Annotated in this window: 17 protein-coding genes and 1 tRNA gene; 13 read left to right on the forward strand and 5 right to left on the reverse strand. The window is 70.3% G+C overall.

Annotation, left to right across the window (positions count from 1 at the left end; translation table 11 throughout):
- The 4 genes from topA to AC08OV_RS01355 all read left to right on the forward strand — a co-directional run.
- Window positions 1–2777, forward strand: a 2777-nt coding sequence (gene topA, locus AC08OV_RS01340) for a type I DNA topoisomerase (RefSeq protein WP_476619155.1), incomplete at its 5' end; no start/stop codon positions are given.
- Window positions 2778–3148: 371 nt separating this feature from the next.
- Window positions 3149–5137, forward strand: a complete 1989-nt coding sequence (tmk, locus tag AC08OV_RS01345) for a dTMP kinase (RefSeq protein ID WP_476619160.1) — start codon at window positions 3149–3151, stop codon at window positions 5135–5137.
- Window positions 5138–5179: 42 nt separating this feature from the next.
- On the forward strand, window positions 5180–6442 hold the full coding sequence (locus tag AC08OV_RS01350) for a DNA polymerase III subunit delta' (protein WP_476612423.1): 1263 nt from the start codon (window positions 5180–5182) through the stop codon (window positions 6440–6442).
- Between the two features lie 184 nt (window positions 6443–6626).
- Window positions 6627–7538 (forward strand): PSP1 domain-containing protein, encoded by a 912-nt coding sequence (locus AC08OV_RS01355; protein ID WP_476612422.1) that lies wholly within the window; start codon window positions 6627–6629, stop codon window positions 7536–7538.
- On the opposite strand, the gene AC08OV_RS01360 is transcribed toward AC08OV_RS01355, so the two are convergent.
- A complete protein-coding gene (locus tag AC08OV_RS01360; protein WP_011438663.1) occupies window positions 7520–8254 on the reverse strand; it encodes a response regulator transcription factor in 735 nt (244 codons plus the stop codon). The two genes, AC08OV_RS01355 and AC08OV_RS01360, sit on opposite strands and share 19 nt — an antisense overlap.
- 331 nt (window positions 8255–8585) lie before the next feature.
- Between AC08OV_RS01360 and AC08OV_RS01365 the strand changes: the two genes are divergently transcribed.
- A tRNA-Thr gene (locus AC08OV_RS01365) sits at window positions 8586–8657 on the forward strand.
- 178 nt (window positions 8658–8835) lie between these two features.
- Here AC08OV_RS01365 and AC08OV_RS01370 read toward each other — a convergent pair.
- Window positions 8836–9375 (reverse strand): inorganic diphosphatase, encoded by a 540-nt coding sequence (locus AC08OV_RS01370; RefSeq protein ID WP_476612436.1) that lies wholly within the window; start codon window positions 9373–9375, stop codon window positions 8836–8838.
- A gap of 517 nt (window positions 9376–9892) precedes the next feature.
- On the opposite strand from AC08OV_RS01370, the gene dacB reads away from it, so the two are divergent.
- The 5 genes from dacB to folE all read left to right on the forward strand — a co-directional run bounded on the left by dacB (window position 9893) and on the right by folE (window position 17711).
- Window positions 9893–11344, forward strand: a complete 1452-nt coding sequence (dacB, locus tag AC08OV_RS01375) for a D-alanyl-D-alanine carboxypeptidase/D-alanyl-D-alanine endopeptidase (protein ID WP_476612421.1) — start codon at window positions 9893–9895, stop codon at window positions 11342–11344.
- A 114-nt stretch (window positions 11345–11458) separates the two neighbouring features.
- Entirely contained in the window at window positions 11459–12598 is a 1140-nt protein-coding gene (locus AC08OV_RS01380; protein ID WP_476612420.1) for a zinc-dependent metalloprotease, read from the forward strand.
- Between the two features lie 109 nt (window positions 12599–12707).
- Window positions 12708–14477 carry a hypoxanthine phosphoribosyltransferase gene (hpt, locus tag AC08OV_RS01385; RefSeq protein WP_476612419.1) on the forward strand — a complete coding sequence of 590 codons (1770 nt, stop codon included), beginning with the start codon at window positions 12708–12710 and terminating at the stop codon, window positions 14475–14477.
- Between the two features lie 235 nt (window positions 14478–14712).
- The gene (ftsH, locus tag AC08OV_RS01390) at window positions 14713–16974 is read left to right on the forward strand and encodes an ATP-dependent zinc metalloprotease FtsH (RefSeq protein WP_476612418.1); all 2262 of its coding nucleotides are present in this window, start codon (window positions 14713–14715) and stop codon (window positions 16972–16974) included.
- Window positions 16971–17711, forward strand: a complete 741-nt coding sequence (folE, locus tag AC08OV_RS01395; protein ID WP_476598882.1) for a GTP cyclohydrolase I FolE — start codon at window positions 16971–16973, stop codon at window positions 17709–17711. The genes ftsH and folE overlap by 4 nt, the downstream gene beginning before the upstream one ends.
- Before the next feature lie 16 nt (window positions 17712–17727).
- Here the strand turns inward: folE and hisG are convergent, their stop codons facing one another.
- A complete protein-coding gene (gene hisG, locus AC08OV_RS01400; protein WP_476612417.1) occupies window positions 17728–18576 on the reverse strand; it encodes an ATP phosphoribosyltransferase in 849 nt (282 codons plus the stop codon).
- Between the two features lie 40 nt (window positions 18577–18616).
- Window positions 18617–18946, reverse strand: coding sequence for a phosphoribosyl-ATP diphosphatase (locus AC08OV_RS01405; RefSeq protein WP_462185852.1), 330 nt, complete (start codon window positions 18944–18946; stop codon window positions 18617–18619).
- A 156-nt stretch (window positions 18947–19102) separates the two neighbouring features.
- Between AC08OV_RS01405 and AC08OV_RS01410 the strand changes: the two genes are divergently transcribed.
- The 3 genes from AC08OV_RS01410 (at window position 19103) to AC08OV_RS01420 (ending at window position 23266) form a co-directional block, all read left to right on the forward strand.
- The gene (locus AC08OV_RS01410) at window positions 19103–19897 is read left to right on the forward strand and encodes a Cof-type HAD-IIB family hydrolase (protein ID WP_476612416.1); all 795 of its coding nucleotides are present in this window, start codon (window positions 19103–19105) and stop codon (window positions 19895–19897) included.
- A 283-nt stretch (window positions 19898–20180) separates the two neighbouring features.
- On the forward strand, window positions 20181–21749 hold the full coding sequence (locus AC08OV_RS01415) for a TldD/PmbA family protein (protein WP_476612415.1): 1569 nt from the start codon (window positions 20181–20183) through the stop codon (window positions 21747–21749).
- Window positions 21746–23266: a metallopeptidase TldD-related protein gene (locus tag AC08OV_RS01420; protein ID WP_476619156.1), complete on the forward strand. Its 1521-nt coding sequence runs from the start codon at window positions 21746–21748 to the stop codon at window positions 23264–23266. Before AC08OV_RS01415 ends, AC08OV_RS01420 begins: the two co-directional genes overlap by 4 nt.
- An 87-nt stretch (window positions 23267–23353) precedes the next feature.
- Here the strand turns inward: AC08OV_RS01420 and AC08OV_RS01425 are convergent, their stop codons facing one another.
- On the reverse strand, window positions 23354–25192 hold the full coding sequence (locus tag AC08OV_RS01425; RefSeq protein ID WP_476612413.1) for a serine/threonine-protein kinase: 1839 nt from the start codon (window positions 25190–25192) through the stop codon (window positions 23354–23356).
- Window positions 25193–25280 lie beyond the last annotated feature (88 nt).

Raw genomic sequence — 25280 nt, forward strand, 5'->3', positions numbered from 1 at the left:
AGCCGTGGGCTCGGCTCGGCGTCGACGTCGACAACGACTTCGAACCGCTCTACATCGTGACGCCGGACAAGAAACCGCAGGTCAGCAAGCTCAAGGCGCTCGTGAAAGACGCCAGCGAGCTCTACCTCGCGACGGATGAGGACCGCGAGGGCGAGGCCATCGCCTGGCATCTGCTCCAGACGCTGAAGCCGACGGTGCCGGTCAAGCGGATGGTGTTCCACGAGATCACCCCCCAGGCGATCCAGCGGGCCGTCGACAATCCGCGCGAGATCGACGCGAACCTGGTCAACGCTCAGGAAACGCGTCGCATCCTGGACCGCCTCTACGGCTACGAGGTCTCTCCCGTGCTGTGGAAGAAGGTCATGCCGAGGCTGTCGGCGGGCCGGGTCCAGAGCGTGGCGACCCGCATCCTGGTGGAGCGGGAACGTGCCCGGATGCGGTTCCGCTCGGCGGAGTACTGGAACATCGAGGGCCTGTTCGGAGCGACCGTCGCCCGCCAGGCGTGGTCGGACGCGGACGGCACACCGGGGTCCGGGCCGGGCGGACCCAGCGCCGGATCCGCCCGCGGCGACGGGGTCGAGAAGACCCCGCTCCCGGCGACCCTGGTCGCCCTGAACGGCAACCGGATTGCGACGGGTCGTGACTTCTCCCCGACGGGGCAACTCGTCTCCTCCGGGGTGACGCGGCTGGACGAGGCCGCCGCCCGGTCGCTGGCCGAGCGGCTCGCCGACGCCGCATTCACGGTGCGCTCGGTGGAGACCAAGCCCTACCGCCGTTCGCCGTACCCGCCGTTCATGACCTCGACGTTGCAGCAGGAGGCCGGCCGTAAACTGCGTTTCTCCAGCCAGCGCACGATGCAGGTGGCGCAGCGGCTGTACGAGAACGGCTACATCACCTACATGCGGACGGACTCGACGAACCTGTCCGAGACCGCTCTGACCGCGGCCCGCGCGCAGGCGGCGAGCCTGTACGGGCCGGAGTACGTGCCGGCACGCCCCCGCACGTACGCCAAGAAGGTCAAGAACGCGCAGGAGGCCCACGAGGCCATCCGACCCGCCGGAGACCACTTCCGGACCCCGGGTGAGGTTCGTGGCGAGCTCGACGTCGACTCCTACCGGCTCTACGAGCTGATCTGGCAGCGGACGGTGGCCAGCCAGATGGCGGACGCCCGCGGCACGAGCGCCACGATCCGGCTCGGCGCGACCTCGTCCACCGGGGAGGACGCCGAGTTCTCGGCATCGGGGAAGGTCATCACCTTCCCCGGCTTCCTGCGCGCCTACGTCGAGGGCGCCGACGATCCAGACGCGGAACTGGAGGACCGGGAGCGGCGGCTGCCGGACGTACGCCAAGGCGACCCACTGACCACCCGCTCGCTGACCCCCCGCGGGCACACCACCAGCCCGCCGGCGCGCTTCACCGAGGCCAGCCTGGTCAAGACGCTCGAGGAGCTCGGGATCGGTCGGCCGTCCACCTACGCCTCGATCATCGGCACCATCCAGGACCGCGGCTACGTGTGGAAGAAGGGCTCGGCCCTGGTGCCGAGCTTCGTCGCGTTCGCTGTCGTCGGCCTGTTGGAGGACCACTTCACCCGGCTGGTCGACTACCGGTTCACCGCGACGATGGAGGACGACCTCGACGACATCGCCGCCGGCACGGCCGCCTCGACCGACTGGCTGACCCGCTTCTACTTCGGAACCGGCGACGGCACCGACCCGGCCGCCGACGGACTGAAGCATCTGGTCAATGAGCGGCTCGGAGAGATCGACGCCCGCGAGGTGAACTCGATCCCCCTCGGCGAGACCGACGACGGCACCCTGCTGGTCGTACGGGTGGGCCGCTACGGCCCCTACGTCCAGCACGAGGAGCGCCGTGCCAGCGTGCCGGACGATCTCGCACCGGACGAACTCACCGTCGGCAAGGCGCTGGAGCTGCTGGCCGCGCCCAGTGGCGACCGGGTGCTGGGAATCGACCCGGCGTCGGGGGCGACCATCACGGCGAAGGCGGGTCGCTTCGGCCCCTACGTCACCACCGACACCGACCCGCCGCGCACGTCCAGTCTGCTGCGTGGCATGTCGTTGGAGACGCTGACCCTCGACGACGCCGTGCGGTTGCTCACCCTTCCGCGCATTCTGGGTGCGGGGGAGGACGGGGAGGAGGTCACCGCCCAGAATGGTCGCTATGGCCCATATGTGAAGAAAGGCACCGAAAGTCGGTCGTTGGAATCCGAGGATCAGTTGTTCACCGTGACCCTGGACGAGGCCTTGGTGCTGCTCTCCCAGCCCAAGGCCCGCGGTCGGCGCCAGGCCGCGCAGAGCCCGCCGCTGCGAGAGCTCGGGACCGACCCGGCCAGCGGCAAGCCGATGGTGGTGCGGGAGGGCCGGTTCGGCCCCTACGTCACCGACGGTGAGACCAACGCCAGTCTGCGCAAGGGCGACACGGTCGAGACGATCACCGATGAGCGTGCCGCGGAGCTGCTGGCAGACCGTCGGGCCCGCGGACCGGCCACCGCGAAGCGTTCTGCCCGGGGCACCGCGAAGACCGGCCCGAAAACCACCAAGGCCAAGCCGGGTACGGCGAAGACCGGCACCGCGAAGACCGGCACCGCGAAGACCGGCACCGCGAAGACCGGCACCGCGAAGACCGGCACCGCGAAGACCGGCACCGCCAGGTCCAAGACCGCCCAGACGGTGACGGACGACGGCGATGGCTCCGGTAGCTCCGATGGCTCCGGTAGCTCCGGTAGCTCGTCGTCCAGTGGCACCCGCCGGACGGACTGATGGCGCTGCCGATCGGTGGGAGCCCTGGAGAACCTGGAGAAGCGGACGCGCCCCGGGTGGTTTCCGAGGTCACGGCGTTCACTGTCGGCGACTTGGAGTCCACACCTGGTGACACAGGGTCGTCCGATGTGACCGGCAGGTCCACCGCCCCGGTCGAGACGTCCGGAGGAGACCCTGTGGCCACCGACCATGCAGCCGGGCATCGGGACGCCGGGCGGCGCCCACCCCGGCCCGTCCGGCGACCGCGGGCCCGCCGCTCGCCGAGCAGGCATCCGGTGACGACGGTTCCCTCGCCGCCGCTGCCGTCCGCCATCGCCGCCGGAGGCGACAGCGACATCCGGGCCGTCCTGCGAATCCCCGCGTTCCGCCGGATGTGGATTCAGCTCAGCCTGTCCAGCCTGGGTGACTGGATGGGTCTGCTGGCAACGACCGCACTGGTGACCCAGCTCCAGGAGAGCTTCTCCGGGCAGGCGTACGCCATCGGCTCGCTGCTGATCGTCCGGTTGATGCCGGCCCTGATCCTGGGCCCACTCGCCGGTGCCCTCGCCGACAGGCTGGACCGCCGGCTGACCATGGTCGTGACGGACGTCATGCGGTTCGGGCTGTTCATGTCGATCCCGATCATCGGAACGCTCGAGTGGCTGCTCATCGCCTCGTTCCTGGTGGAGGCGGTCACCCTGGTGTGGGCGCCGGCAAAGGACGCAAGCGTCCCGCACCTGGTCCCCAAGGAGCAGCTCGCAGCCGCCAACACCCTCAGCCTGATCATGACCTACGGCACGGCCCCGATCGCCGCGACGATCTTCACAATGCTTGCGACGATCTCACGGACGCTCGGCTCCAGCGTGTCGTTCTTCCATGACTCCTCGGTCGACCTCGCGTTGTACTTCAATGCGGCGACGTTCCTCGGCTCGGCAATCGTGATCTGGGGACTGAAGGGCATCGGACGGGCCGCGCGGCCGGAGACCGGCCCCGAGCCCGGGTTCCTGGCCTCCATCACCGAGGGATGGCGCTACGTCGGCCAGGACAAACTGGTCCGCGGACTCGTCGTGGGCATCCTGGGCGGGTTCGCCGGCGCCGGCTGCGTCATCGCCCTCGGCCGGCTCTACGTCGAGATCTTGGGCGGCGGCGACTCCGCGTACGGGGTGCTCTTCGGCGCGGTGTTCGTCGGCCTCGCCGCCGGCATGGCCGCCGGTCCCAGGCTGCTCGGCGACTACAGTCGGACTCGCCTGTTCGGCGTCTGCGTGACCGGGGCGGGTATCACCCTGGTGATCGTCGCGATCATCCCGAACCTGGTCATCGCCTGCATCCTCGTGGTCGCGGTGGGGGCGTTCGCCGGCGTGGCCTGGGTGACCGGATACACCCTGCTCCAAGCCGAGGTCTCCGACGAGCTGCGGGGGCGCACCTTCGCCCTGGTGCAGTCGCTGGTCCGCATCGACCTGCTGCTCGTGCTCGCCGCCGCGCCCGGGCTCGTTGGCCTCATCGGCTCGCACGAGATCCATCTGTGGGGCGACATCAACGTCCGCGCGGACGGCGTCACCGCGGTCCTGCTCGCCGGCGGGCTGCTCGCCGTCGCGGTCGGCCTGTTCGCCTATCGGCAGATGGACGACCCGACCGGAGCCGCGGTCTGGCCCGAGCTGTGGAACGCGCTGCGCGGCCGGCAGCCGGCGGCCGTACGTCCCCGCCACGCCGGCCTGTTCATCGCGATCGAGGGCGTCGATGGCGCCGGCAAGAGCACCCAGGTGGAGCTGCTGCGGACGTGGCTCGCCTCCTCCGGCCGGGAGGTGGTGGTGACCTCCGAATCCGGCGGCACCGCGCTGGGAGCGGGCCTGCGGGAACTGCTCCTCGACCCGACGGTACGGCTGCACGCCCGGACCGAGGCGCTGCTGACCGCGGCGGACCGCGCTGAACACGTCGCGCGGGTGATCGAACCCGCGCTGGCCCGGGGAGCGATCGTCATCACCGATCGTTACGTCGACTCGTTCATCGCCTTCCAGAGCGTGAGCCGGGCCATCGGCACCGACGAGCTGTCCGTCCTCGCCCAGTGGGCGACGCACCCGCTGCTTCCCGACGTCACGGTCCTGTTGGATCTGCCGGCAGAGATCGTCCTGCGCCGCATGCGGATGGCCGCGTATCCCGGTCCGCCGCCGGGGCCGCCGGACGGCCCGGCCGAGGCGGACGACGCCGGGAAGTTGACCTTCCATAGCCGGGTACGCGAGGCGTTCCGCCGGCTGGCGCAGAAGGAGCCCGATCGTTATCTTCCGCTCGACGCGACGCGGTCACCGGAGGAGATCCACGCCGAGATCCGCTCGTTCATGGCCAGCCGCATCGATCGGCTGGCCGTCCCGCTCGGTGTGCTCTGACCGATGCGCTCCGGACCGACGCGGCTTGGGGATGATGGCCCAGTGACGATCTGGGAGACGCTCGTCGGGCAGGACGCGGTGGTCGCGATGCTGAGCGCCGCGGCGTCCGCGGCGTCCGCGGCGTCCGCCGCGAGTGCCGGGCTCGCGAGTGGAGGCGGCGCGCCGGCCGCCGCCCGTGCCGGGATGACGCACTCGTGGCTGTTCACCGGACCCGCCGGGGCAGGTCACCAGGACGCGGCGCGTGCCTTCGCCGCAAGCCTCACCTGCGAGAACGAGCCGCCGGGCTGCGGCGAGTGCACCGGCTGCCACACCGTGCTCACCGACACGGCCACCGATCTGCGAACCGTGCAGCCGGAAGGGCTCTCGCTCGGCGTGAAGGACGTGCGCGCGCTGGTACGCGACGCTGCCAGCGCCCCGACGGCCGGCCGCTGGCGCATCCTGCTGATCACCGATGCGGACCGGCTCACCGAGGCCGCGGCGAACGCCCTGCTCAAGGCCCTCGAGGAGCCGGCGGATCGGGCGGTGTTCCTGCTCTGCGCCCCCTCCGTGGAGGACGTGCTGCCCACCATCCGTTCCCGCTGCCGGACGGTCGCGCTACGGCTGCCCTCGGCCGCGGACGTCCGCGACGCGCTGGTTCGCGAGGGAGTCGACGAGCAGGTCGCCGAGACGGCGGCGCGGGCTTCCCAGGGTCATCTGGCCCTGGCGCGCCGGCTCGCCACGGATGAGCGGGTCCGGGCCAACCGGGCGGCAGTGTTGCGTATCCCGGCCCGGCTCGGCCAGGTCGGTGGCTGCCTGGCCGCGGCGGCCGATCTGGTGAACGCGGCGAACGCCGACGCGGAGGCCGCGAATGCGGAACGCGACGAGGTGGAGACCGAGGCGCTGAAGACCGCACTCGGCGTCGGTGCCACGGCGGTCGGCGGGACGTCCAGGTCCGCGCGGGCCCCGAAGGCGGGGGCCAAGGGCCGGACGATGGTGGTGCGGGGTGCCGCGGGGGCGCTCAAGGAGCTGGAGCGGACCCAGAAGAGCCGAGGTCGCCGCACCGTCCTCGATGCACTGGACCGGGCCCTGGTGGACCTCGCGGGGCTGTACCGGGATGTCCTGGTCCAACAGCTCGGCGCCGGCGTCGACGCGATCCATCCTGATCATTGCGTCGAGGCCGCCGGCTACGCCGCGGCCTCCGCTCCGGAACAGACACTGCGCCGGCTGGAGGCCGTCCTCACGACCCGGGCGTCGCTGGCCAGGAATCCCGGCCTCGTCCCGCTGCTCGCGGTGGAGTCGCTCACCCTCGCACTACGCGACGCCTGACGACCCGCAATCCGCGACCGGCGACCGGCGACCGGCGACCGGCGACCGGCGGTGGGGACGAACCGGCGTAATGGCCTGTCTGGGCGGAAGGCCGGGCATATCCTGATCGCGACGCGGACATGCCGTTCGACCATGTCCGCCCGGGCGGGACCCGGCGGGCGGGCGCAGGGAGGTGACCGGTCGGATGCCGATGATGTGCGCGGTGGCGTTCTCCCCACGAGGCAAGCTCTACTATGCCGATCCTGGTTCCTGCAGCCCCCGGGTCGGCGACCGGGTGCTCGTCCCCAGCGAGGAGGGCCCCGAGGTCGCCACCTGCATGTGGGCGCCCCAGTGGGTCAGCGACGACATCGGCGACCTGCCGGTGCTCGTCGGGATGGCCGACGCGTCCGACATCCAGCGCGAGCAGGTCTCCCGGCGCCGGCGCGCCCGGGCGCGCGTCGCGGCCCGTCGCCTGGCCCGTGAGCATGACCTGCCGATAAAGATCGTCGGCGTCGACCACGTGATGGCCACCGGCGGCTACACGGTCTACTTCAGCGCGGAGGGCCGCGTCGACTTCCGTGAGCTGGTACGGGATCTCAACCGGACGCTGGCGGCACGGGTCCAGCTACGGCAACTGTCCGCCCGCGACAGCGCCCGGGTTCAAGGCGGGATCGGTTCCTGCGGCCGCGACCTGTGCTGCGCTACTTTTCTCAACGACTTCGAGCCGGTGAGCCTGCGGATGGCCAAGGAGCAGAACCTCGCCCTCAATCCGATGCGCATCAGCGGGGCATGCGGCCGGCTGATGTGCTGCCTGCGTTACGAACATCCCCTCTACGAGGAGTTCGCCGAAGCCGTGCCCGCGGTCGGAGACCGGGCGACGACCCCACACGGTGCGGGCCGGGTCGTGCGGCACGATGTTCCGCGCCAGCAGGTGGTCGTGGTTCTCGACGGCGGGGGCCGGACCTCGTGCGACCGCGCGGATGCCTGCGCCTCCCGGCAGGTCCACGACGCCGCTTACCCCGGCGGCCCAGCGGGATGCTCCCCCCCGGACAGCACCTCTACAGCCGGCGGGGAAACGACGGCCCGGCGGGGAGGACGTCACGGGTCGAAGCGGTAGCCCATCCCGCGCAGGGTCGTGACCAGCCGGCGCTGCGGTGGACGACCCTCGACCTTGGTTCGTACCCGCCGGACGTGCTCGGTGACGGTGGCGGGGTCCTGGAACCGCGTGCCCCACACCTGCTCGAGGAGTTCCTCCCGGCTGAAGACCCGCCGAGGATGCCGGGCGAGGAAGGCCAGCAGCTCGTACTCGCGCGCGGTCAGATCGATGCGCTCCCCGGCGACGGCGACCTCGCGGGCCCGCAGGTCGATGGAGACGTCTCCGTAGACGAGCGGGTCGCTGCCGTCCCCGGTGCGCTGCGGCGGCGGTTCCGCCGGCCGCCGGCGAAGCCGGGCACGCACCCTGGCCACCAGTTCTCGCAGCGAGTAGGGCTTCACGACGTAGTCGTCCGCGCCCAGCTCGAGGCCGACCACCCGGTCGACCTCCTCGGCCCGCCCGGTGAGCATGATCACCGGAACCTCGCTGGTCTGGCGGAGGCGGCTCAGGACGGCAAAGCCGTCCATCCTGGGCATCGCGACATCCAGCACCACCAGATCGATCTCGGTGGTCTGGAAGAGCCGAAGAGCGGCCTCGCCGTCCGCGGCCTCCAGCACCCGATAACCGAATCTCTCCAGACTGCGCGCAAGTGCTATGCGAGATGCCTCATCGTCCTCAGCGACGAGGAGCGAGGCTCCTCGCGTCGTCGCTGCTGGTGCAGCGTCTCCGGCCCCGGTCATGGTGCGAAACCCTACGCATCCTCACCGGAACCACTGCGACCGGGGGTGGTGATTTACGGTGTTGCAGCATCCAAAGCTAGCCAAATGTAACATAAAGCGAATAATTTGCCGACTCAGGGCCATTTTGGCGACATAGCGCATCCCTCGCCATGACAGCCTGAGACGGAGGCCTTCCAGAACGTGCCCGCCGCTGGTGGCGTCACCGTGGAGGGCTGGGATCCGGGGCGACGGCGGGCATCTCGGCCCGCGCACAACCACCGGACCACCGCCGGGTCGAGCCCGCCCACGCATCTGGCATACTCGACCCGGGCCAGTGTGATCCTGGCCGTTCGCCGGAGTAGCTCAGTGGCAGAGCAATCGCCTCGTAAGCGATAGGTCGCGGGTTCAATCCCCGCCTCCGGCTCGCTCCCCCTCCCACCAGGGCATGGCCCAGTTAACAGGGATCATGGTCTCACAGCTCACCGGTCCATGACCTGTCAACTTGCATCGCTCTGGGCTCGTCCCGTGGGTTCCTGAACCTGTCCCACCCCGCTTGGGACGTGGGACAGGTCGTTACGGATACCACAAACCGGACGGAGGGATCAGGCCGACCTGGGTTCGGCCTCTTGGTCGTGCCCGTCCACCTCCCCGGCCTCCGCCTCGCGCAGCCGCTTGATGGACGCCAGGATCTCCCGCTCAGCCTCCTTGCGGTCCACCCAGGAGGCGCCCTCCACCGACTTACCGGGCTCGAGGTCCTTGTAGACCTCGAAGAAGTGCTGGATCTCCAACCGGTCGAACTCCGGCAGGTGCCGCAGATCCCGCAGGTGCTCCTGCCGGACGTCGGCCACCGGCACGCAGAGAACCTTGTCGTCCGGGCCCTTCTCGTCGGTCATCTCGAACATGCCGATCGTCCGGCACCGCACCAGGCAGCCCGGGAACGTCGGCTCCTCCAGCAGGACGAGGGCGTCCAACGGATCACCGTCGCGCCCGAGGGTTCCCTCGATGAACCCGTAGTCCGACGGGTAGTGGGTGGAGGTGAACAGCATCCGGTCAAGCCGGATACGGCCGGTGTGGTGATCCATCTCGTACTTGTTGCGCTGCCCCTTGGGGATCTCGATGGTCACATCGAACTCAAGGTCCACTCCGCTCCCTGTCTCCTTCGTCTTCGCCCGGTCCGCACCGGGGCGATCGCCGTTTGTCACATGGTGCTCGTTCAAGCCGTGCCGTGCTCATGGCGCAGTACGTCGTGCTCGTGCCGTACGTCGTGCTCTGCCAGGCGGCGGATGTGCCCCGCCCGGGGCGCGGGCCACCCACTCTCCAGTGACCGCAACGAGGCATCACACCCACGACGGCGCACCTAGTGTCGCGGACGCCGCCTCCCACCCGAACCGCACCGTCGGCACCACCACGTTTCCACCGCCGGATCTCCCGGGCGCCGGAACCATGATGGCCACCGGCGACACGCCCGGTGGGGCGTTCTTCGTACCAGTGCCGCCCGCCGGCACGACACCTCTGGCATCCCGCCGCAAACCCTGGTGTCCCACTGCAAACCCTGGTGTCCTACCGCGGCGGGACACCGCCGGGCATGCCCGCGGCGACGGATCCGGGTTCACCCGGCGCGCCGTCGCCGACCGCCCGCTGGTTGCGTAGTGTCGGTTAGTGACGTCAGCCGCACCGGTCGCCCGGGTAGGGGGGCTCACCGCCCTGGCCGGCGCGCTGCTCGCCGGGTCCCTGTCCGTCGGTCCCACCACCGGGTCAGCCGCGGAGCTCGCCGGCAGCGGGTCCGACCGCGCGGGCACCGCGGTACTCGGCGGTCTCGATCCGGCCGCGCCGATCCCGCGGCCCGCGGCGGTGGCGGCCCGCCTCGCCGGTCCGCTGGGTGATCCCGTCCTGGCGCGGCCCGCGGCCTTCGTCGTCGACGCGCAGTCGGGTCGGGTGCTCCTTGACGTCCGGTCCCGCATCCCCGTGGCACCGGCCTCCACGTTGAAAACCGCGGTCGCCACCGCCGCGTTGACCACCTTCCCCGACGACCGGCTGCGGACCACGGTGGTCTACAGCCCGCCCGCGGGCGGGAACGCCCGCGCATCAGGCGGAACACTGTGGCTCGTCGGCGGCGGGGATCCGACCCTGACCGCCTCCACCGCGCCCGACGGCTATCCGGCCCTGGCCCGGCTGAGCGATCTCGCCGCTCAGGTCCGGGCCGCGGGTATCACCTCGGCGGCTCGGGTGATCGGCGACGGAGGGCTGTTCGTCGGTCCGGACCGGGCGCCGGGATGGCGCGACAACTACGTGACCGACGGGGACGTCGCCCCGGTCTCGGCGCTGGAGGTCGACGCCGGACGGTCGGCACCGGGAGCCGCCGGACCGCGCAGCCCCACCCCGGCCGCCGCCGCGACCACGGCCTTCGCCGCGGCGCTCACGACCGCCGGAATATCCGTCGGATCGGTGGCCACCGGCCCGGCGGACCCGGCCGCGCAGCGGGTCGCGGCGGTCTACAGCCCTCCGGTGCGGGTCTTGGTCGAACGCATGCTCACCCAGTCAGACAACGATCTCGCCGAGAGCCTGGGACGGCTCGTCGCCCACCGGCGGGGCCTGCCCGCCTCGTTCGCCGGCGCCACCCACGCGGTGAGGGGCGTCCTCGCCGAGGCAGGCATCCCCGTCGCCGGGATGGCACTGGCCGACGTGAGCGGCTTGTCCATCGCGAACCTGATCATGCCCATGACCCTTGTGGCCATCCTGCGCGCCGCCGTCCTCCCCGGTCGGCCGGCGCTGCGCACCGTTCTCACGGGGCTGCCGGTAGCCGGGTTTTCCGGTACGCTGGGTGACCGCTACACCACTGGCGACACCGCCATCGGAGCGGGCGATGTCCGGGCGAAGACCGGCACTCTGCACAACGTCAGCAGCCTCGCGGGCCAGCTCGTCGACGCGGACGGCAGGCTGCTCCTCTTCACGTTCCTCTCGCCCGCCGAAGAGGCGGGCGGCACCAAGGCCGCCCTCGACCGGGCCGCCGCGGCGCTCGCCGGCTGCGGATGCACCCCGGCCCGGTCGACGACCGCGGCAATCCCGCCGGCACCATCGCGCCCACCGGCAGCATCGCGCCCACCGGCCTAAGCGGGACCGTCGGCCCGAGCGGGACCGTCGGCGCCCCCCGGCGCGTCCCGTCCCGTTCTCGGCACGGTCCATGACCGGACGCGGACGACAGGCGAGCCCGGTACGCTCAGATTCGTGGACGCCGAGCTGGTCGACTGGGAACTCGCCGTGACGACGGCGAGAAAACTGGTTCGCCCCGGCCCGCAGATCTCGCGGGAGCAGGCCGGCGAGGTCGTCTCCGAGCTGCGGCAACTGGCCGTCGAGGCCGAGCGGCACGTCGAGGACTACACCCGGCTCACTCCCGCCGGGCCAGCCACCCCCATCACCGTGGTGGACCGGCCGGAGTGGGTCCGCTCCAACGTCGCCGGTCTGCGGGTGCTGACCTCCCCGTTGCTGGACAAACTGTCCGAACAGCAGCGCGGCAACCTCGCCGCGGCGGTCGGTCGGCGGGTCACGGGGGTCCAGATCGGCACAGCCCTGGCCTATCTGGCCGGCAAGGTGCTGGGCCAGTACGAGGTCTTCCTGCCGCCGGAGGAGTACCAGGCCGGGAGGGACGATCCGGGTCCGCTCAACGTGCCCGGGTCGCTCGGGGTGCCGGGGTCGGTCGGGCGCCTCAGCCTGGTCGCACCGAACATCGCGCACGCCGAGGCAGCCATGGGGGTCGTGCCGCGGGACTTCCGGATGTGGGTATGCCTGCACGAGCAGACCCATCGCAGTCAGTTCACCGCCGTGCCGTGGCTGCGGACCCACCTGGAGTCCGAGATCACCGCGTTCATTGAGGCCACGGACCTCGATCCGGACGTCCTCGCGGACCGCGTCCGCTCGGCGATGAGCGCGCTGCGCGGGGCGGTGTTCGACCGGGGAGCCGACAGCCCGAGCGTCGTGGAGGCGCTGCAGACCCCGGCCCAGCGAGCGGTTCTCGACCGCCTCCAGGCCATCATGACGTTGTTGGAGGGCCACGCCGACCAGGTGATGGACGCGGTGGGGCCGAAGATTGTACCCACCGTCGCCGACATCCGGACGAAGTTCGAGGGTCGCCGCGGCGGGGGATCGCCGATCGACCGGTTCGTCCGCCGGCTCCTCGGTCTCGATCTCAAGCTGCAGCAGTACCGCCAGGGGGGGGCGTTCGTGCGTGCGGTGGTCGCGCAGGCCGGGGTGACAGGCTTCAACACCGTCTGGGAGTCACCGGCGGCGCTGCCGACCCGCGCCGAGCTGGTCGATCCCACCGCCTGGATGCAACGGGTCCTGGGCAGCCGCCCGCCGACCTCGGCGTGAGCACCATGGTCGTCGGGGCCGCCATGGTCGCCGGGGTCGTCGGGGCCGCGGGGGTCGTCGGGGTCACCGACTCCCCGGGCTGTTCCACGTCCGCCTTCCGGCCGACGTTGTGACCCCACCGATCGCTGGTGAGGACCACGCCGGCCATGCCGGCGACGTCCGACCGGGCGATCCGGCTCCGCGCACGGTTCACTCGTCGAGATCTCCCGCTCCCGCGGTCGCGGCAGTCAGGCTGGCGGTTCGCCGCGCGGTCACCGACCTGCCACCCGGCGGACTGGTGCTGGTCGCCTGCTCCGGCGGCCCGGACTCCCTGGCACTCGCCGCGGCCCTCGCGTTCGTCGCCCCCCGCCGCGCCCTGCGGGCCGGCATGGTCACGGTCGATCATGGCTGGGACGCCGGCTCACCCGAACGGGCGGAGCGCGTCGCCCGCCAGGGTCGGGCCCTCGGCCTGGATCCGGTGGAGGTCCTGACCGAGCACACTGCTCGCTCCGAGGGGATCGCCCGACAGGCACGGCGGGCCGCGATCGCGGCGGCCGCCGATCGGCTCGGCGCCCAAGCGGTGCTTCTCGGCCACACGCTGGACGACCAAGCCGAGACGGTGCTGCTGAGGCTCGCGCGGGGCGCGGGCGCCCGGTCCCTCGGGGGGATGTCGGCCGACGACGGCCTGCTTCGCCGGCCACTGCTCGGGATCCGCCGCGCGGACACCAGGGCCGCCTGCCTCGCCGAGGGGCTCGAGGTGTGGGACGACCCGACGAACCGGGACCCGGCGTTCACCCGGTCCCGGGTGCGTCACACGGTCCTGCCGGTGCTGGAGACGGAGCTCGGCCCGGGCATCGCCGAGTCGCTGGCGCGCAGTGCCGATCTGCTGCGGGCCGACGCGGACGCCCTGGACGCCATGGCCGCCGAGGTCTACGGCAAGGTCGTCATGGCTCATGGCCGGCCGTGCACCGGCGAGGTCGCCTTCGACGTCGCCGCACTGGCCGGGCTCACCGCGGCGCTCCGCGGTCGGCTGCTGCGCCGGGCGGCCATCGACGTCGGAGCGTCGGCCTCCGCGCTGCGCGCGGAGCACATCTGGGCGGTGGAGGAGCTGGTAACGCGGTGGCGCGGACAGAAGCCGGTACCGCTTCCCACCGGCGTGCTCGCCCGGCGATGGGAGAACAGGGTCACGCTGACCGGGCCGGTGGTTCCTCCACCATCGCCAGCCGGCCCCGCCGCCGGACAGCCGGATGCCGCCACCGCGCCACACATCGAGGAGGACGACCAGGTGAGTCAGACCGCGACGACGACCCCCGACGCCGGAGGCGCCCATGACGGCCTCCGGCACAGCCCCCATCCCGACATCGCCGAGGTCCTGGTCAGCTCGGACGAGATCGCCGCGAAGATCGTCGAGCTCGCGGCCAGAGTGGACGCCGACTACGCCGGCCGGGAGATCCTGCTCGTGGGCGTGCTCAAGGGCGCCGTCATGGTCATGGCGGACCTGTCCCGCGCGCTGACGGTCCCGCTGACCATGGAGTTCATGGCGGTCTCCTCGTACGGGTCGTCGACCTCCTCGTCCGGCGTGGTGCGCATCCTCAAGGATCTGGACCGGTCGATCGAGGGCCGGGACGTCCTGGTGGTCGAAGACATCATCGACTCCGGGCTGACCCTGTCCTGGCTGCTGAAGAACCTGCGCTCACGCGGCCCCGCCTCGCTCGAGGTCCTGGCGCTCTTCCGTAAGCCCGAAGCTGTCACCGTGGACGTAGATGTCCGATATGTCGGCTTCGATATTCCCGGCGCGTTCGTCGTCGGGTATGGTCTTGACTACTCGGAGTATTATCGAACCCTGCCGTTTGTCGGGACCCTCACACCCGCGGCGATCGAGCGGGGCGCCCCGGCCTGAACCTGCCGGCCTTCCGCCCGCTCGGATACGCCCTCGATCGCCGCATCCGCCACGAGCGAAACACCGAACACCATCAGACCGCCACGATCGGAACAGCGCGGGCCGCCGATCCGTTGGTCGGATGTACGCGCGGTGAGATGCGCGCACCGGCGGTACCCTCGGCACAAGGGAATCCCGATCGAGGGCAGCACACACGTCAGGAGGGTGGAGCGCTCGTGTCCGGTGCTCCAGACAGATGACTCCAAGAAGAATTTTCCGCGGCTGGGTGCCACTGCTGCTCCTGGTCCTGTTCGTGATCATTCTCACGACGGGTGTCCTCTCGGGTCCCAGTGAGTACGGCAAGCGAGACCTGAACTTCGTCCAGCAGCAGATCGACGAAGGCCAGGTGGCGAAGGCCAAGATCCAGGATTCGAAGCAGCTCATCCAGATCCAGACGAAGGACGGCCAGAAGTTCGAGTCGTCCTATGTCACCGAACAGGGTGTCGTCCTGGCGAACGAGCTCCGCAACAAGCGGGTCGCCTACGACGTCTCGGTCGACCGTGGAAACATCCTGGTCTCGCTCCTGCTGAACCTGCTGCCCGTACTGCTGGTCGTCCTTCTGCTGTTCTTCTTCATGAACCAGATGCAGGGCGGCGGTAACCGGGTCATGAACTTCGGCAAGTCCAAGGCGAAGCTGGTGAGCAAGGACACGCCGAAGACGACGTTCGCCGACGTGGCCGGTGCGGACGAGGCCATCGAGGAGCTCGAGGAGATCAAGGAGTTCCTCGAAAACCCGGGCAAGTTCCAGGCGATCGGAGCCAAGATCCCCAAGGGGGTCCTGCTCTACGGCCCGCCGGGAACCGGCAAGACGCTGCTGGCCCGGGCCGTCGCGGGTGAGGCCGGGGTGCCCTTCTACTCCATCTCGGGTTCCGACTTCGTCGAGATGTTCGTCGGTGTCGGCGCCAGCCGGGTCCGCGATCTGTTCGAACAGGCCAAGGCCAATGCGCCCGCCATCGTCTTCGTCGACGAGATCGACGCCGTGGGCCGCCACCGCGGAGCGGGACTCGGCGGTGGCCACGACGAGCGGGAGCAGACGCTCAACCAGCTCTTGGTCGAGATGGACGGGTTCGACGTCAAGGGCGGGGTCATCCTCATCGCCGCGACGAACCGGCCCGACATCCTCGACCCGGCCCTGCTGCGGCCCGGCCGCTTCGACCGGCAGATCGTCGTGGACCGGCCGGACCTGCTCGGCCGCGAGGCCATCCTGCGGGTGCACTCCAAGGGCAAGCCGATCGGCCCGGACGCCGACATGATGGTCATCGCCCGGCGGACCCCCGGGTTCACCGGTGCCGATCTCGCCAACGTACTGAACGAGGCGGCCCTGCTGGCCGCCCGCTCCAACCTGAAATTCATCTCGTCGGCGCTGCTCGAGGAGTCCATCGACCGCGTGATGGCGGGACCGGAGCGCAAGACCCGCGCGATGAGCGACAAGGAGAAGAAGCGCATCGCTTACCACGAGGGCGGCCACGCCCTGGTCGCGCACGCGCTGCCCAACTCCGACCCGGTGCACAAGGTGACCATCCTGCCCCGGGGGCGCGCGCTCGGGTACACGATGCAGCTTCCCCTGGAGGACAAGTACCTCTCGACCCGCTCGGAGATGCTCGACCGCCTCGCCGTCCTCCTCGGCGGGCGTACCGCCGAGGAGCTGGTGTTCCACGACCCGACCACGGGGGCGAGCGACGACATCGAGAAGGCCACCCAGATCTCGCGAGCAATGATCACCCAGTACGGGATGAGCGACAAGCTCGGCGCGATCAAGTTCGGCACCGAGAACAGCGAGGTCTTCCTCGGCAAGGAGGTCGGCCACCAACGCGACTACTCCGAGGAGGTCGCCAGTGAGATCGACATCGAGGTGCGCCGGCTGATCGAGGCCGCACACGACGAGGCCTGGGAGATCCTGGTGACCTACCGGGACGTCCTGGACAACCTCGTATTGCGGCTGATGGACACCGAGACGCTGAGTAAGGACGAGGTCGCCGAGGTCTTCGCGACGGTCCAGAAACGCCCCGTGCGTGGCATCTACACCGGGGTGGGGCGTCGCGTCCCCTCCGACCGGCCACCGGTGCAGACTCCGGCCGAGCTCGGCCTGCTGACGGCGGATGTCGCCGACCTGGTGAACGACCCGGGCCACGGTAATGGTGCCGCCGGACGCGGACCGGGCGGCAATGGAACCGGGGGCAACAGGGCCGGCGGTCACGGTCAGCCCGCCGGCGTGCCGGGGGCACCCGCGGGCTCGGGCCCCGGGGTCGACCCGTCCGGTCCGGGCGGGGGCGTACCGCACGGCACGGATGTCGGTGGTCCGGGTGGGAATGGCAGCCCCGGGGAGCACGGTTATCCCCAGGGCCAGGGCACGCCGGCGCCCCCCGGAGGCGAAGGTCCGGCCCATGACGGGCCGAGGATCGCCAACCCGTGGGCCCCGCCGAGCTGGCCGAGCGACGACGAGAGGAGACGCCGTTGACGTCTTATTCCGACGAGGCGTCCACTGCCGCGGGCGAACGACGAGGTGAATCATCTCCCGCGGCGGAGGCCCCAGGAATGGACGGTTTCGGCATCCCGGACCCCATCGCCGACGGCGACGGACCGGCTGTGTCAACCCCGGCGCCGGGCAATGGCAGGCCGCGGCAGGCCCGTCCCTTCGACCATGACCGAGTCGCACGCGCAGTTCGTGAGCTACTGATCGGGATCGGCGAGGACCCGGACCGCGAGGGTCTTCGCAAGACCCCGGACCGGGTCGCGCGGGCGTACCGGGAAGCCGTCGAGGGTCTTGGCCGGGATCCCTCCGAGGTCCTGACCACCGTCTTCGATGAGGGCCACGACGAGATGGTGCTGGTCCGTGACATCGATTTCTCGTCGCTGTGCGAACATCACCTGGTCGTGTTCTCCGGCAAGGCGCACGTCGCCTACATCCCCAACAGCAAGGGCCAGATCACGGGCCTGTCGAAGCTCGCCCGGCTGGTCGACCTCTACTCCCGTCGCCCGCAGGTCCAGGAACGGCTGACCTCGCAGATCGCGGACGCCCTCGTCGAGGTGCTCGACCCGCGCGGAGTGATGGTCGTCATTGAGGCGGAGCACCTGTGTATGTCGATGCGCGGTGTGCGCAAGCCCGGGGCCACCACGGTGACATCCGCGGTGCGTGGCCAGTTCCTCAGCACCGCTACCCGCAACGAGGGCATGTCGCTCATCCTGCACAGGTAGCTCCGGGTAGCAGGGATTACAGGCGGCAGGCCTGAATCCCGGAGACGAGGATGCCCCGGGCACCCAGCTCCCAGAGATCGTCCATCATGCGGTTGACCTCGGCGCGCAGCACCATCGCCCGCACCGCGACCCAGTCCTCGCGCTGCAACGGAGAGATCGTCGGGGACTCGTAGCCAGGTGTGATTTCGCATGCCTTGTCGAGCACGGCCGTCGGAACGTCGTAGTCCATCATCACGTACCGCCGGGCGACCAGAACCCCCTGGATCCGGCGCAGCAGACGCTCATGCGAAGGGGACAGATCGGCGCCCCTCTTGGCGATCACGATGGCCTCCGAGCGCAGGACCGGCTCGCCGAGCAGCTCCAGACCCGCGGCCTTGAGCGTACGGCCGGTCTCGACCACGTCGGCGACCGCGTCGGCGACGCCGAGCCGCACCGCCGTCTCGACCGCACCGTCCAAAGTCACGATGCCACCCGGGGTGACCCCCCGACCGGCAAGGTCGGCCCGGACCAGCGCGGGGAACGACGTCGCGATCCGCTTGCCGGCGAGCTCCGCGATGTCCGCGAGCGTCCCCTCCGGAGCGGCGTAACGAAACGTGGCGAACCCGTATCCAAGCGGAACGAGCTCCTCGGCGGCGGCATTGCTGTCGAGGAGGAGATCACGCCCGGTGATACCAAGATCGACCCGACCCGACCCGACGTAGACAGCGATATCCCGAGGGCGCAGGAAGAAGAACTCGATGTCGTTCTCGACGTCGGCGACCACCAGCTCGCTCCCCTCGCGCCGCGCGAGGTAGCCGGCATCGGAGAGCAACTGACCGGAGGCGGCCGACAACGCCCCCTTGTTCGGAACCGCGATACGAAGCATCGTCACTACTCAGCGTCTACGAGAAAGGACAGGGAATCGATCACAGATGGGAGTATACGTCGTCCAACGAAAGGCCTAGAGAAATCATCAGCAGCTGACTCCAGTAGAGTAACTGGGAGATCTCCTCGGCGGCCCTTCCCCGGCCTTCGTGCTCGGCCGCCATCCACGCTTCAGCGGCCTCCTCGACCAGTTTCTTGCCCAGATGGTGGACGCCCTGATCGAGCGCGGCGACAGTTCCCGAGCCGGGTGTCCGACGCCGCCATTTCTCGGCAAGCTCGACGAAGAGTTCGTCGAATGTTTTCAGGTTGGATACATTCGACGAATCGGATGCGCCGACGGATGGCACGGCGGGCCGATCGGCAGGGACCATGCTCGGCATGCTACCCGTCACCGGGCGGACGACCTCCGCCCCGCGGACCCGCGGCGCGGAGCGGCACACGACGACCACAGACACGCGCTCCGCGGCCAGCCGGCGAGCCGGTGCGACGGAGTCCCTCCACCGGCCGCCATGTTGCTGGTTGACTTGATGACTGTGCTTCCGCCCGCGATCGTCGCCACCGACCTGGACGGGACGCTGATCCGCAGCGACGGCACGGTGTCCGAACGCACCCGCGGGGCGCTGCGCCGGGTGGAACGCGCCGGGGCGACCGTGGTGTTCGTGACGGGACGACCCAGTCGGGTGATGGCCGGCGTCGTCGCCCAGACCGAGGTCTCTGGGCTCGCGATCTGCGCGAACGGCGCGCTGGTCTTCGATCTCGACTCCGGCGAGCCGGTCAGCCAGCGCTGCCTGGAGTCGGCCACGGCCCTGCGGCTGGCGGCGGCGATCCGCGCCACGGTTCCCGACGCGGTGTTCGCGGTCGAGAGCGGCGTGCGCTTCGGCCGGGAACCCGCCTTCGAGACGATGTGGCCCGATCCCGAGGAGATCGTCGCGGAGTTCTCGGAGCTGCTGGGCGTCCTGCCGGCGACGAAACTGCTTGTCCGGCGGGGCGGCGCTCCGTTTACGGAGGTGTACGACGCCATCGTCGAACTCGCCGGGATGGACGCCGTCGTCACAACCTCCAGCGCGGACCTTCTCGAGATCGCGGGACCGGGGGTGTCGAAGGCGGTGGCACTGGCTGAGCTCGCCGCCGGACGGGGGGTGGTCGCCGCCGACGTCATCGCGTTCGGAGATATGCCGAACGATCTACCGATGTTCGCTTGGGCCGGATACGCGGTCGCCGTCGCGAATGCCCATCCCGAAGTGCTGGCCGCCGCCGACGAGATCACCGTGTCGAATGATGAGGACGGGGTCGCGATCGTCCTGGAGCGTCTTTTCCCATAACCATGATGATCTTCTTGGGTATTCTGGTCCATCCCGATCCCGACCGGGCCGCATACCGGGCCGGGCACTCTTCGTGAATACCCTCCGGCCGGTTCCCGGCCGACGACGGGGATTCCCGGCGGACCGCGGCGTTGATGCCTGCCCGGCCGGATCCGGACGCGGCAGCGCCTCCCGGTCTCGCGCTCTCGCAGTGTCTGCATGCGCAGCGTCATCCGAGCATGCCGCCCCGACACCCGAGCATGCCGCCCCGACATCCGTCGCACAGACGGGCCAGGATAGGGGCATGGCAACCCTCGTCCAGAACTCGGCCTCATCCGGGCTACCGGCTCACGAGATCGACGGCGAGTTCCTCGCGCTGCCGCGCACCGCACTCGCCGACGCGGCTCTGCAGACCGCACGTGATCTCGGCGCGACGCACGCCGACATCCGCATCGAACGGCTCAAGGACTCCTCGCTGTCGTTCCGCGACGCCTCGCTGGAAAGTCGCCATGAAGGCGCGACGCTGGGTTTGGCTGTCCGGGTGGTACACGGCGGCACCTGGGGTTTCGCCGCCGGCGTCGACCTGACGACGGACGAGGCGGCGCGGCTGGCCCGCGAGGCCGTCGCGATGGCCCAGGTCGCCGCCCCGCTCAACTCCGAACCGGTCGAACTCGCCCCGGAACCGACCCACACCGACGCGGTCTGGGTCTCGGCCTACGCGACCGACCCGTTCGCGGTCGACGCCCGGGACCGGGTCGAACGGGTCGGCGGCCTGTGTCGGACGCTGTTCGCGGCGCACGATGTCGACCATGTCGACGGCCGGTTCAGCGCGGTGATGGAGAACAAGTACTACGCCGACCTGACCGGGACCACGACGACACAGCAGCGGGTGCGGGTGATCTGCCAGATCGAGGCGACCCGGGTCGATCCCGCGGGCGGCTTCGAGTCGATGCGCACGATCGCCCCGCCCGTCGGTCGCGGCTGGGAGTGGCTGGTGGCGGGCCCCGCGGCCGGCTGCTGGGACTGGGAGAGCGAGATCGACCTGATCCCAGGTCTGCTCGCCGAGAAGTCCGGGGCCTCCTCGGTCGAACCAGGGCCGTACGACCTGGTCATCGACCCGTCGAACCTGTGGCTGACGATCCACGAGTCGATCGGGCACGCCACCGAGCTCGACCGGGCGCTCGGCTACGAGGCCGCCTACGCCGGTACCTCCTTCGTCACCCTCGACCAGCTGGGCACGCTGCGGTACGGCTCCCCGGCGATGACCGTCACCGGGGACCGCACGGCCCTGCACGGGCTCGCGACCATCGGCTACGACGACGAGGGCGTGCAGACCCGCCGGTTCGACATCGTCCGCGACGGCCAGTTCGTCGGGTATCAGCTCGACCGGGCGATGGCGGCCCGCAATGCCGCCGTGCTCGGTGTCGACCGCTCCAACGGCTGCGCGTTCGCCGACTCCCCCGCCCATGTGCCGATCCAGCGGATGGCGAACGTCTCCCTGCTCCCGGCGCCCGGCGGCCCGTCGACCGAGGAGCTGATCAGCCGGGTCGACCGCGGCATCTACGTCGTCGGGGACAAGAGCTGGTCGATCGACATGCAGCGGTACAACTTCCAGTTCACCGGCCAGCGGTTCTACGAGATCCGCTCTGGTCGCATCGTCGGCCAGCTCCGCGACGTCGCCTACCAGGCGACGACGACCGACTTCTGGGGGTCCCTGGAGGCCGTGGGAGGCCCCGAGACCTACGTGCTGGGCGGTGCGTTCAACTGCGGCAAGGGCCAACCCGGCCAGGTCGCGGCCGTCAGCCACGGCTGCCCGTCGGCTCTGTTCCGCGGCACCAACATCCTCAATGCTCGCCGAGAGGCCGGTCGATGAGCCGGCCGGCCGGACCGGAACCAGTCTCAGCCGACGGAGGAAGCATGGTGCGCGAGGCCGCCCACGAGATCGTCGAACGCGCCCTGGGCCTGTCGAAGGCGGACGGCTGCGTAGTGATCGCCACCGAGTCCAGTGCGGTGAACCTGCGCTGGGCCAACAACACGTTGACGACCAACGGCGCCAGCCGGGACCGGTCGATCACCGTTATCAGCGTCATCGGCCGCTCGTTCGGGGTGCGGACGGCCTCCACCATCGACTCCCCCGGTCCCGGCGGCCGCCCCACCGCGCGTCCCACCGATCTGCCGCATCCCACCGATGCCGACGGCCTCGCGGAGCTCGTCCGCGCCGCCGAGGACGCGGCCCGGGACGCCGAGGATGCCGAGGACTACACGGACCTGCTCGGGCTGGACACAACGGCCGTCGGCGCGGGTGCGGGGTCGGCGGGCGGCGCGGCCGAGGCCTTCACCGATCCGGCCGCCCGAACCAGCACCACGGTGTTCGCCTCCTTCGCCCGGGACCTCGCGGAGGCGTTCGCCGCGGCGCGGGCGGGCGGGCGGCGGTTGTTCGGCTTCGCCGAGCACAATCTGACCACCACGTGGCTCGGGACGTCGACGGGGCTACGGCTGCGGTACAGCCAGCCGACCGGCAGCGTGGAGTGGAACGCCAAGAGCGGCGTTCCCGGTGGCTCGGTCTGGCACGGCCAGTCGACCCGTGACTTCACCGACGTCGACGTCGCGGATACCGACGCGGCGCTGCGCGACCGGCTGGCCTGGTGCGAACGGTCGCTGGAACTGCCGGCCGGCCGGTACGAGACGCTGCTGCCGCCCTCCGCGGTGGCAGATCTGATGATCTACATGTACTGGACGGCTGCCGGTCGGGACGCGGCCGAGGGCCGGACGGTCTTCAGCCGGGCCGGCGGCGGCACGCGTCTCGGCGAGGCGATCGGACCGGCGGGGCTGCGGCTGGCCAGCGATCCGCACGACCCGGAACTCGCGACGACCCCCTTCGTGACCACGCAGTCCTCCTCGTCGATGTCCAGTGTCTTCGACAACGGGCTGGCGCTGAGGCCCACCGACTGGATCTCGGACGGCACCCTCGCCGCCCTCGTGGAGACCCGCGCGTCCGCCCGTGCCACCGGGGTCCCGACCACCCCGATGATCGACAATCTGATCCTGGACGGCGGAGGCTCCGCGTCGCTGCAGAAGATGATCGCCTCGACGAAACGCGGGCTCCTGCTCACCAGCCTGTGGTATATTCGCGAAGTCGATCCCGAGGTGCTCCTGCTCACCGGCCTCACCCGGGACGGGGTCTACCTGGTGGAGAACGGTGAGGTCACCGGGGCCGTCAACAATTTCCGCTTCAACGAGTCACCGGTCGACCTGCTCGGCCGCCTGGCCGAGATCGGCGCCACCACCCGCACCATGGCGCGGGAATGGGCGGACTGGTTCACGCTCACCCGCATGCCCGCGGTACGGATCCCCGACTTCAACATGTCCTCGGTCAGCCCGGCGAACTGACCGCCGGGCCTTCCGGGGACGGACGCGGATGCTCTCGTACCTGGTCACCCCGCCGCCGGGCCGACGGGGTTCTCACATCCTGGACGGTTAGGACGTCAGCAGGTTCGCGTGATCCTCCCACCAGCTGTAGAGGCTCGACAGGCTGGCACCCTCCTTGGACACCGCGACCTTGTCGTCGTCGAAGCCCCAGGCGATCCGGTAGTCACCGTTGCTGAGACGGATGCAGACAAGCGGTCCGCGTTCGTCGCCGTTGTGGTTCCACCGGCTGGACCCCTCCTCCCCGGAGCGGCATCGGCCGGTCCCGTCCACGTGGGACCGCTGCCCGGCGAAATAGTCGTTATAGGCGCTCCGGGTGGAGAATTTTCGCAGATAGACCAACGTGGTGTCGGTTGCCGTCTTGCAGGAGAGCGCTGCGATCGCGTCGTATTTCGATTCCAGGTCGGCGCGCCCCCTGCACGTCGAACGATTGAGAACGGAAGCCTTGAGAAGATCGTAGAGGATTTCCTGGCTCGCCGTGAACCGTGGGACGGTTGACGGGCTGGCCACAGGCGGGTCCGGTGGATCTGATTCCGCCACGGTCGTCGACGGTACGATGGCGGGAGTCGGGGACGGCGCGGCGCTCGGCGTCGCGGTCGCGGTCGCGGTCGCGGTCGCGGTCGCGGTGACCATGGCTGGCGCTGTTCGCGGCGACGCGGGGCTGGTCGTCGGCGTGCGGAGGGTCGGATGAGCCGGCGGGATCCGGGGGGCAACGGTCGCCGGTCCGCCCGCCGAAATCGCCGTCAGGCGCCAGGCGCCGACCATGGCCCCGGATGCCAGCAGGAGGACGGTGAGGACGACCGCGGGAACGACCAGGCTCCGGCCCCGTCGTAGGCCTCGCGCATCCGTTGGCCGACCGGGTGCGCGGTCGCCTTCAGGAACCTTGTGGTGCACGATGGTTGGCGACTCGCTCGTGTCCTTCGCTCTCGGCGCGCCCTGGCTGCCGTCGGACGCCGTTCTCAGGGAACCCTCCGGATCGCTGAGACCGGTGTCGTCCAAGGGAACGGAGGATGCCGGTGAGACCCCCAGCGCGCTGGTCCCGACGTTGCGGCCAAGAGCGTCAAGCTCCTCGACGATCTCTGTGACGGAAGGTCGCCGCTCCAGATCGAGGGCCATCATCCGTCGGATCAGGCTCCGCAGCTCCGGCGGGATGTTCACCGGCAGCTCGGGCACGTTCCCGGCAAGTATGCGCCGAAATATGGTCGCCGGCCCGTCACCGGGACGGGGCGCGAAGGGCGCGACACCCGCGAGCAGGGTGTGCAGGGTGGACCCGAAGGCGTAGACATCCGCAGCGGTTCCGTACTGGCCGCCGTTCAGGACCTCTGGCGCGCAGTGGATGGGAGTATAAGCGGCAAGGCTTGCGGACGCACCCGGATCGGCCATGATGGCGGCCGTACCGAAGTCGCTGAGAACGATATGCCCGTCCGGGGTGACGAGCAGGTTGCTGGGCTTGATGTCCCGGTGGATTATGCCGGCGCCGTGCGCGGCGACAAGCGCCCGGGCCAGCCGCGTGCCGACACCGATGGCCTCCGGCACGGACAGCGCGCCGCCGTCCCGGATCCGCTCGGCCAGGGAGCCATCGCGGAGGTACTGCATGACGATGAACGGTCTTCCGTCAGCCGTCGTGCCTGCTCCGAAGACGCTCACGACCTCCGGAAGATGGGACAGCCTGCCAACCGCCTGGCATTCACGGCTGAAACGGCGGGCGGCGTCGCCGCCTCCCAGGGCAGCATTGATAATCTTGATTACCACGGTTCTGGCGAAAAGATTCTGATGGGCAGTGTAGATAACGCTGAAACCACCGAGCGCGATCAGCTTGAAATCCCGATAGCCGGCGATTACCGGCTCAGGGGCCGTGCCGCCATCGGCCGGTACCCGACCAGCCTCCACCTTCTCATTCCCCCGTTTACACCGATCCCTGTTCAGGTCGGCGTCGCCACCTCAACTTTTATAAATCCCAAGACGCGGCTGTGCCGGA

Source organism: Frankia sp. CeTa3Moorea (assembly GCF_978021225.1).